The sequence below is a fragment of the Serpentinicella sp. ANB-PHB4 genome (genome assembly GCF_031432315.1).
Lineage (GTDB): Bacteria > Bacillota > Clostridia > Peptostreptococcales > Natronincolaceae > Serpentinicella.
The window spans coordinates 207,947-216,775 of the sequence record NZ_JAVKGO010000002.1 but is presented as its reverse complement, the minus strand read 5'-3'; the positions used below and the strand labels follow the sequence as shown (position 1 = coordinate 216,775).

General features: G+C 33.5%; 10 protein-coding genes, 1 pseudogene and 1 riboswitch. Of the genes and pseudogenes, 3 read left to right on the top strand and 8 right to left on the bottom strand.

Annotated elements, in window-relative coordinates; all coding sequences use genetic code 11:
• The 3 genes and pseudogenes from RH915_RS03600 to glpK form a co-directional block, all read right to left on the bottom strand.
• A pseudogene (locus RH915_RS03600) lies at nucleotides 1–286 on the bottom strand (hypothetical protein); the annotation flags it as partial.
• A 166-nt stretch (nucleotides 287–452) separates the two neighbouring features.
• Nucleotides 453–557, bottom strand: a riboswitch (SAM riboswitch).
• 220 nt (nucleotides 558–777) lie between these two features.
• Nucleotides 778–1,254, bottom strand: coding sequence for a glutathione peroxidase (locus RH915_RS03595; RefSeq protein ID WP_310477943.1), 477 nt, complete (start codon nucleotides 1,252–1,254; stop codon nucleotides 778–780).
• A gap of 18 nt (nucleotides 1,255–1,272) precedes the next feature.
• Nucleotides 1,273–2,784, bottom strand: coding sequence for a glycerol kinase GlpK (gene glpK / locus RH915_RS03590; protein WP_310477942.1), 1,512 nt, complete (start codon nucleotides 2,782–2,784; stop codon nucleotides 1,273–1,275).
• A 332-nt stretch (nucleotides 2,785–3,116) separates the two neighbouring features.
• On the opposite strand from glpK, the gene RH915_RS03585 reads away from it, so the two are divergent.
• The gene (locus RH915_RS03585) at nucleotides 3,117–5,267 is read left to right on the top strand and encodes an ATP-grasp domain-containing protein (protein ID WP_310477941.1); all 2,151 of its coding nucleotides are present in this window, start codon (nucleotides 3,117–3,119) and stop codon (nucleotides 5,265–5,267) included.
• 53 nt (nucleotides 5,268–5,320) lie between these two features.
• Here RH915_RS03585 and RH915_RS03580 read toward each other — a convergent pair whose 3' ends face one another.
• The 5 genes from RH915_RS03580 to RH915_RS03560 form a co-directional block, all read right to left on the bottom strand.
• On the bottom strand, nucleotides 5,321–5,470 hold the full coding sequence (locus tag RH915_RS03580) for a hypothetical protein (RefSeq protein WP_310477940.1): 150 nt from the start codon (nucleotides 5,468–5,470) through the stop codon (nucleotides 5,321–5,323).
• Nucleotides 5,471–5,966: 496 nt separating this feature from the next.
• Nucleotides 5,967–6,149 carry a GlsB/YeaQ/YmgE family stress response membrane protein gene (locus tag RH915_RS03575; RefSeq protein ID WP_331618288.1) on the bottom strand — a complete coding sequence of 61 codons (183 nt, stop codon included), beginning with the start codon at nucleotides 6,147–6,149 and terminating at the stop codon, nucleotides 5,967–5,969.
• 83 nt (nucleotides 6,150–6,232) lie between these two features.
• The gene (locus RH915_RS03570) at nucleotides 6,233–6,988 is read right to left on the bottom strand and encodes a 3-oxoacyl-ACP reductase (RefSeq protein WP_310477939.1); all 756 of its coding nucleotides are present in this window, start codon (nucleotides 6,986–6,988) and stop codon (nucleotides 6,233–6,235) included.
• 210 nt (nucleotides 6,989–7,198) lie between these two features.
• Nucleotides 7,199–7,402, bottom strand: coding sequence for a hypothetical protein (locus RH915_RS03565; RefSeq protein WP_310477938.1), 204 nt, complete (start codon nucleotides 7,400–7,402; stop codon nucleotides 7,199–7,201).
• Between the two features lie 147 nt (nucleotides 7,403–7,549).
• Nucleotides 7,550–8,047 (bottom strand): hypothetical protein, encoded by a 498-nt coding sequence (locus RH915_RS03560; protein ID WP_310477937.1) that lies wholly within the window; start codon nucleotides 8,045–8,047, stop codon nucleotides 7,550–7,552.
• 291 nt (nucleotides 8,048–8,338) lie between these two features.
• Between RH915_RS03560 and RH915_RS03555 the strand changes: the two genes are divergently transcribed.
• Nucleotides 8,339–8,497: a hypothetical protein gene (locus RH915_RS03555; protein ID WP_310477936.1), complete on the top strand. Its 159-nt coding sequence runs from the start codon at nucleotides 8,339–8,341 to the stop codon at nucleotides 8,495–8,497.
• A 143-nt stretch (nucleotides 8,498–8,640) separates the two neighbouring features.
• Entirely contained in the window at nucleotides 8,641–8,796 is a 156-nt protein-coding gene (locus RH915_RS03550) for a hypothetical protein (protein WP_310477935.1), read from the top strand.
• Nucleotides 8,797–8,829: the final 33 nt, after the last annotated feature.

Sequence of the window (8,829 nt, the reverse complement as noted above, 5' to 3'; positions counted from 1 at the left end):
TACCTATATTTGGCGAGACTGGTTTGAGGAGGTGTAAGACATGTATGCAATAATTGAAACAGGCGGGAAACAATATATAGTAAGATGCTCTGTTTTTAATCTTTTCTAACCAAGTATAGAACCTGTCAAATCCTTCTTCACTGTTATGAAATTTAAATACCTTATCTAGTTCTATGCCCCTCCAGTCAAAGGCTCTAGCGTAGTGTATTTCACTTCCTATATCAACACCTATGACCATTGTTTCTTCTTTTACTTGATTAATTTTGTTATTTTGGTTAAAATTCATTAGTAGGACCTCCAATAAAATGATTTTATTTCACTGGCCAGTGATAATTTCATTTTACTGCGAGGTTTCTTTCTTTGCAAAGTTCAAATTTAGTTAATTACAGGAATGCTCCTTTTTTATACAAAAAAAACTTCTTGCCACAGCAAGAAGTAAATTTTTTTTTTTACTCTTATCTGCCAGGTACAATACCTGTGGAATTAGCACCTCAGAACAAAACGTTCTAGGTTGCTGGGTTTCATAGGGCCAGTCCCTCCACCTCTCTGGATAAGAAAACTATTTAATTTTTTATACTTCCCATAGTATATGGTAATAAATTTGTAATGTCAATAATTATTTTTATTATTTAAAAATAATTATTTTTTCGTTCTGGTTTTTAGTATTTTATATGCATCGATTTTCCTATTTTAATAATAGTATTCCTTTTTCAATAATACATCCAATTTCAATCAAATTATGAATTTTGCTTGAATCTGATTAATATATTAAACAATTCAACCTAAAAGATTTTCTATCTCTTTTTTTATTTTAAGCGGCTTAGTTACTGGTGCATATCGTTCTACTACATTGCCTTTTCTATCTACTAAAAACTTAGTAAAATTCCATTTTATATTACTGCCTAGTAATGATTTGCTCTCACTTTTTAAGAATCTAAAAAGTGGGTGTGCACTCTCCCCATTAACATCAATTTTCTCAAACATTTTAAAGGTAACACCGTAATTTATTTGACAAAAGGAATGAATTTCTTCATTACTTCCTCTGTCTTGATTAGCAAATTGATTGCAGGGAAACCCTAATATCTCAAAACCTTTATCTTTATACGTTTGATATAATGTCTCTAATTCTTTAAATTGAGGTGTTAATCCACATTGGCTTGCAGTATTAACGATTAATACTACTTTTCCTTCATAGACTTTCATTTTTATTTCTTCTCCATACATATCTTTAGCTGAAAAATCATAGAATTTCATTATTTCCCTCCTTAATTTTTAGTCATCTTTTGCATCTTCTTGTTCCCATTTTAGTGCCCGGTTTACTGCTCGCTTCCAACCTTTATACAATTTTTCTTTTGTTGTCTTTTCCATAATCGGTGTAAATGTTTGATTGATTTTCCATTTGTTTGATATTTCTTCTTTATTGCTCCAAAAACCTACAGCTAATCCAGCAAGATACGCAGCCCCTAATGCGGTTGTCTCTGTTATCTCTGGTCTAACTACTTTTACCCCAAGAATGTCAGATTGAAACTGCATTAAAAAGTTATTAATAACCGCTCCACCGTCAACCTTTAAAGATTGTAAATCTAATCCTGCATCTTCTTGCATTGCTTCTAACACATCCCTAGTTTGGTACGCAATTGCTTCTAAAGTTGCTCTTATAATATGTTCTGCCTTAGCACCTCTAGTTAGTCCCACTATTGTACCTCTGGCATACATATCCCAGTAGGGAGCTCCCAAACCAGTAAATGCCGGCACGACATATACACCGTTTGCATCTGATACTTTCGTTGCTAAATATTCAGTGTCCTCTGCATCTCTAATAATTTTTAGTTCATCTCTTAACCATTGTACTGAGGCCCCTGCGACAAAAATGCTTCCTTCTAGGGCATATTCAACCTTTCCGTCTACTCCCCATGCTAAAGTCGTAAGCAAACCATTTTGAGAGGGTACAAACTTATCTCCTGTATTCATTAGCATAAAACAGCCTGTTCCATAAGTATTTTTTGCCATTCCTTTTTTAAAGCATGCTTGGCCAAATAATGCTGCCTGCTGATCTCCTGCAGCACCAGCGATTGGAATCTCAGCACCTCCAAAGGTTTGATCATCAGTATGCCCATAAACACTGCTTGAGGGCTTTACTTGTGGTAACATTGCTTTGGGGATATCTAAAATTTTCAATATTTTTTCATCCCACTTTAATTCTTTAATATTATACAACATGGTTCTAGAGGCATTAGAGTAATCGGTTACATGCACCTTTCCCCTTGTTAAGTTCCACATTAGCCAAGTATCTACGGTTCCGAACAACAATTCACCATTCTCTGCTTTTTTCCTTGCACCCTCTACATGGTCTAATATCCACTTAATCTTTGTACCAGAAAAATATGCATCTACTACTAACCCTGTATTATTTTTTATATATGCTTCCATCCCTTGAGCCTTTAATTCATCACATATTGATGCTGTTCTTCTACACTGCCACACAATGGCATTATATACGGGTTTTCCTGTATTTTTGTCCCATACAATTGTTGTTTCTCTTTGATTTGTAATGCCAATTGCTGCTATTTCATGAGGTCTTACGCCTGTTGTTTCTAGCACTTCCCTTGCAACGCCACTTTGTGACCCCCATATTTCCATTGGATCATGCTCTACCCAGCCTGCCTTAGGATAAAATTGTGTAAATTCTTTTTGAGAAGTTCCTATTGTTTTTCCATTATGATCAAAAAGTATTGCTCTAGAACTGGTTGTGCCTTGATCTAATGCCATAATATATGTTTTCATCTTAGTGCCCCCTTAACTTTGCGAATTCATCTTCATTATTAATATAACTATCATTTACCCTTTTTTATTTTTTTATATCCGAATACGTATTTTTAAAAATCTTTATACTTAATTATAACATTGTACATATGTGAGAACTTTCCCTTTTCTTAATTATGATTTTTAACTTATCTCTATATTTTAATAAAGACTTGTATAATTAAATTGCGTAGAACAAATAGATAAAATAAACCTTCTTTACTTGTTAAAATTTATATTGTTCTTTTGGATTTTAAGCGTTAAAATAAATTGTTATTATAAAATTGAAACGAACCAGGAGGAGAAACAAGAATATGAAAGTTGCGATTATTTACAATAGAGAAAGTCAGGCAGTTATTAATTTGTTTGGAATACCTAATCGCGAGAAATATGGTCTTAGTACGATAAAAATTATTAAGGATGCTATAAAATCCGGTGGACATCAAGTTAAAACCTTTGAAGGTGATAAAAATATTATAAGGAACTTAGAAGAATTTATGCCTTCCGTAATCTCTGGTGAAAGACCTGGTTTAGTTTTTAATTTAAGCTATGGTATACAAGGAAAAGGAAGATATATGCATGTACCTAGCATACTAGAGATGCTTGGCATTCCTTATATTGGGTCTAGTCCTGAAACTCATGGGATTGCATTAGATAAAGTTATTACTAAAATGATATTAATTCAAAAAGGTTTACCTACGCCTAAGTTTGCTGTTTTAGAAGAACCTAATTCAATTATTGCTGAAGATTTAAAATATCCATTAATCGTAAAACCTAAAAATGAAGCTGTATCCTTTGGTCTTAGAATAGCTTACAATGAAGAGGAACTAAGAGAAGGTGTACAATTAATATATGATACCTTCAAATCCCCAACGCTTGTGGAAGAGTATATCGAAGGTAAGGAAGTCAACGTAGGTCTAATAGGCAATGACCCTATAGAAGCATTGCCACCAGTAGAGTTGGATTTTGGAGAAGGATTGCCTATTTATACCTTTGAAGATAAAAAAAGTATTAGTGGCAGAACAGTAGAAAAAATATGCCCTGCACGATTATCAGAAGAACAAACAAAACAAATACAACACTTAGCTATAGAAACGTTTAAAGCCTTAGGATGCTATGATAGTGCTAGAGTTGATTTGCGTATCGATGCTCAAGGAAACCCCTACATTCTTGAAGTAAACTCAATGGCAAGTTTAGGAAAAAGTGGCTCCTATGTTTATGCGGCTGAAAATGTCGGGCTTAATTATAACAAATTAATCAATAGACTGATAGATGTTGCAACTGAAAGGTACTTTGGAACAACTGTTCATAGTCAAAGTACAAAAGAATCAAAGGATGATTCGAGTGAATTATTCCATTACTTAACTAAAAATCGTGACAGAATGGAAGAAGAGCTCAAGCACTACACAAATATCTCTAGCCGTACCGATGATCCTGTAGGTTTAAGTACTATACTAAGAAAGTTAGATGGTAGACTATCAAGACTTGGACTTAAGCCTTCGGAACAATATACAAACGGTAGTTCCTCTTGGACCTGGGAGACTAAGGCAGGTTTTAAGGATGGAACATTATTAGTACTTCCTATCGATATCCCAGGAGATAAAGGTGGATACCCTGTACCCTTTAGACGGGAGCAGGAATGGCTCTTTGGTGAGGGTATTGCTTCTACAAGAGCAGGAATGATTTTAATGCTTCAGGCTTTTGATGCACTTAGGTCTATTAAACAATTACACAATAAAAAAATAGGTGTATTTTTATACTCCGATGAAGGTCGTGAAATGAGATATAGCAATCAAGCCTTTAAGCAGGCTTCAGAAGAGGCAAATCAAGTAATCGTTTTGCAACCGGGATATAAGAATGGGAAAGTAGTTGATCAGAGAAGAGGTTTAAAAAAATACAGCATACTGGTTGAAGGAAACCCGCAAAGAATTGGAAATCACAATAATCAACTAGATGTCTTAAGCTACTTTATTAATAATGCACAACAATTAAAAGAACTAAGTAGTCATAATAAAAAAACTACAGTATCTGTTCAAGATGTTCACACAGAGCGTTATAGCATTTTATTACCCCATCGAGTAAGGGCTACTGTATGTGTTACTTTTATAGATCAAATTTTAGCAGACGAAATTGAAGATAAAATTAAAGATACTTTTAAAGTAAATCGATCTGATGCAAGGGTCTTTATAGAAAAACTTGCTGAGCGACCACCTTTAATACGAAATAAGAAGCAGCAAAGTATAATCATTGAAAAGTTATTTAAGTTATCAGAAGACTGGAAATTGCCTTTTGGTTATGAATCTGGTTTATTATCCTCTGCAGCAGGTAGTGTGCCTTGGAGTGTGCCAGTTATCTGTGGGTTTGGACCAGTTAGCCAAGGGTTATTTACACCAAATGAGGCTGTACATCGTGGAGAACTTTTACAGCGTACTTTATTATTATCTTTATTTTTATTAAACGAATAAAAAAGGTCTTGTACACTGTACAAGACCTTTTTAAAATTTTATCTTTTTCAACCTTATAATTTCTTACCATCCCAAAGGTATAAAATAATACCTAGTCCTACCACGCCGAAAATAAAACCGATCCCTTGGTTTATGCTTGAGATAAGGTGGCGCATTGCTACAAATATAAACATTATTGAAAAATACTTAAACCATTTTCTCATCTTGGGTCTCCCACTCTAATACTAGTAGCTGCTGTCTTTTCTGAACATAATCTTAGTCAGATTTACAGCCATTGATTCTTCCAAAACAATTTAATCATCTTTGATATAATCCTATTTTTTCCTTAATCCCTTTTACACTCTCTCTAATTGCTGTTACATCCAATTATAGAGAGTTTGCATCATTATAGACAGTGACAATATTTTCATTTAATTGTATTTTATATCATGATCTTATTGCACAGAAATAGTTTTTTTGGATGTTTTAGAAAAGAATAATATTTCCAATCCGAGTCAAATTTATCCTGGTCAAGAATTAATCATTAAGTAATCATTATAAAAGCCGCCTTTTAGGCGGCTTTTGTAATGGTAAATTTCTTCTTATAACTTTGTATCCTATTTGATAAAAGTATATTGTGACAATCTTTTCTTACTACCTCTTTATACTGTTAATTAGACTGAGTAAAATAATTGCCCCAATAATTGCGACAAATAAACTTCATAAGTTGAATCCTGTTACACCTGAGCCTCCAATAAGTTCAAAAACCAGACCACCAATGGCGGCTCCAACAATACCTACTATAATGTTTTCCATAGCACCCATTTGTGCATCATTGCCTGTAAACTTACTAGCAAGCCAACCAGCTAAGGCACCAAAAATAACCCAAGCAATAATTCCCATTATAAACCTCCTCTATGATTTATTCGTGTAATAAATTTTAAGTAGTGTACTTCTACGATATTCCTTGTACTTGTAGAGGCCTATTATTTTACAAGCCAACCTCCGTCAATTGGAACTATGGCTCCGTGAATAAAATCCGATTCTTCACTAGCTAAAAATAATGCTAAGTTAGCAATTTCTTCAGGTTGTCCATATCTCCCAGCTGGTACGCTTTTTATAGTCTCCATAACTGGTGCATCCTCGTCTTTTAGGATTTCTTCTGTCATCCCTGTTTTGATAGCCCCTGGGGCAATGGCATTGACTCGAATACCTTGTTTTCCATAGTCAAAGGAAAGTTGTTTTGTGTAGCCAACAACAGCATGTTTTGCAGACGTATATGCTGCGCCGCCGCCCCCTGCAACAAACCCTGCAATAGAACTTATATTGATAATAACACCTTTTTCTTTTTTAATCATATGTGGTAAAACCTCATTTGTTAAAAGAAACATCCCTTTTAAGTTTACATTAAAAATACGATCCCAAAGGTCTTCAGAGGTATCTAAACTAGGGCTATAGTCATCAAGAATACCTGCTGTATTACATAGAATATCAATTGAACTATATTCTTCTACTCCTTTTTTAACAAGGTCTTTAACACTATCTCTATTCGATATATCCGCTTGAACAGCAAGTGCTTGTCCGCCATTAGAAGTTATCTCTTTCACAACCTTATCTAGACTATCTTTGTCAATATCTGCTGCAATCACGTTGGCGCCTTCTTTTGAAAACAAACGCGCTTGCGCTCTACCCATGCCCGATGCTGCGCCTGTAATTACAACTGTTTTACCTTTTAGTTTCATTTTTACGCCTCCTTTTAATATTTTTCTAAATTATTACCCTTAGTAAAAACCTACCCGATTTTTCTCATTATCTAACATATTATTTTTAGGACTAATAATCTAAATAAAACAGGAAAAAGTCCTAGAGCTAGGCCCTAAGACTTTTGAAGGTTTGATTTATTGAGTGAAGTTAATGGGTTTTTAAAATCTTAGCTTCTTTATTTATCCTATTTAGAAACCTCCGCATACTCCTCTACCCATAAATAATACTACTAATATTAGGAAGAAGAATAGTAATTCATCCCCTGTTATACCTCTCAGTGCAGGACAGTTACACAGGATAATAACTAGTAGCAAGAAGAAAAATAACAAGCTACTATTGCCTCTAAATATACCTCCTAAGATTCCTGTATCTTTTTTAACGATATCTGACATGCTAGTCACCTCTCCTTTAAATATTTAACTATCTCTAGTCTTAATATAAAGTATGCATTTCAAAAAACAGTGTGCTATTTTTAGAAAAAATGCTTTTAACAATCTTATTAATATTAACTAAGGCAAAATATAAATTTTTCTTTTAAATTATCTACGGATGAATCTCATCTCCATCCAGTCTAACCCAATCCAATCATCCGGTAACCCAGTAGAGGTATTTGTAATGACTATTCTGTTAATTCGTCTAATATTTGATAGATCAAAGATCAATGTACCCCAATTTACAAAACGTTGCCCAAAAGGTCTACCATGTTGTAGTGGCAAAGGGCCACGATGCACAATTCTATCATTGATGCTAATAGTAGCAGAATATTGCCCTACTGGAGTAGCAGCTCGGTCATCTAATACAGCTCTAATAAAAAGTTGTGCCCTCAAGAGCCCTGGTATGAAGAAAAAAGGAGGTACTTCGAAGGTCCATACCCCTTGATTTCCTCTGTAAAGAATATCAGCATTACCACTAGGGTTTCCATAGTTAGGAAACCCTGATAATTCTTTATATAGAACTAAAGTTGAAATAGCTGGATTATCAGTTAAAATTGGTTGAAGCTGGCTTGCATGATAGGATGTACTCACATAAGGCTTCATACTTTTTCTCCTTCCTTTGATCATAAAATCACATATCTCTTTAGGTTTTATCCACTTTAAATTTCAATTTACATGACGTAAAGAGTATGTTTATTTCTTCACTGTATTATATTCTAGGATGATGAATTTGCCTCTTTTTGCATTATCTTTTAAAAACTTAGTTTTCTATAAGCTATTCCACTTTTTAATTTGACTTCATTAGTGATTTTTCATATTTTTTCATGAATACTATTTACATATTACTTTTAAGAAAAGTCATAATATTATGGTGTGTATTTAAAGAAACTGAACATGGAAATAGAACCTGAGAAAGAAATAGTTTTAATCATTTCTGAGTGTGATTTAACAGATGCAATTGCAAGCTCCGTTAAAGAAGATTTGGAAATTGATAAGCCAGGTAATGGAATCGTTTTTGTGCAAGATATAAATAAAGTCTATGGTATATATTAGTTTTTTTCTTTATATAACTGTAATTAATCCACTTCCTTTATAAAAGAATAAAGCCATAACACTACTATAAAATAAGTATTGTTACGGCTTTATTCTTTTTAAATGTCTTTCTCTTTTATATTATAGTGAAAGGTGGTTTAATTATGTCATTTCCAAATATTCCAGATGTAACGCCAGAAATCGATATTGACAGAGAGGATGTTATCAATCTACTATTAGCATCTATCGCTTTTGAAGAATTAGGTTTAGCACATATCTTTAATGCTGAAGCGGAAAAAATTCAGTATATTTCTATTTGAGTATTGATCTGTTCTATTAAGATGTTTGTCACT

Excerpts from the sequence above, each read along its gene's own strand:
- RH915_RS03565 (WP_310477938.1), bottom strand. The coding sequence starts at position 7,402 with ATGTCAGATATCGTTAAAAAAGATACAGGAATCTTAGGAGGTATATTT.
- RH915_RS03585 (WP_310477941.1), top strand. The coding sequence starts at position 3,117 with ATGAAAGTTGCGATTATTTACAATAGAGAAAGTCAGGCAGTTATTAAT.
- RH915_RS03580 (WP_310477940.1), bottom strand. The coding sequence starts at position 5,470 with ATGAGAAAATGGTTTAAGTATTTTTCAATAATGTTTATATTTGTAGCA.
- RH915_RS03575 (WP_331618288.1), bottom strand. The coding sequence starts at position 6,149 with ATGGGAATTATTGCTTGGGTTATTTTTGGTGCCTTAGCTGGTTGGCTT.
- RH915_RS03555 (WP_310477936.1), top strand. The coding sequence starts at position 8,339 with ATGGAAATAGAACCTGAGAAAGAAATAGTTTTAATCATTTCTGAGTGT.
- RH915_RS03570 (WP_310477939.1), bottom strand. The coding sequence starts at position 6,988 with ATGAAACTAAAAGGTAAAACAGTTGTAATTACAGGCGCAGCATCGGGC.
- glpK (WP_310477942.1), bottom strand. The coding sequence starts at position 2,784 with ATGAAAACATATATTATGGCATTAGATCAAGGCACAACCAGTTCTAGA.
- RH915_RS03560 (WP_310477937.1), bottom strand. The coding sequence starts at position 8,047 with ATGAAGCCTTATGTGAGTACATCCTATCATGCAAGCCAGCTTCAACCA.
- RH915_RS03550 (WP_310477935.1), top strand. The coding sequence starts at position 8,641 with ATGTCATTTCCAAATATTCCAGATGTAACGCCAGAAATCGATATTGAC.
- RH915_RS03595 (WP_310477943.1), bottom strand. The coding sequence starts at position 1,254 with ATGAAATTCTATGATTTTTCAGCTAAAGATATGTATGGAGAAGAAATA.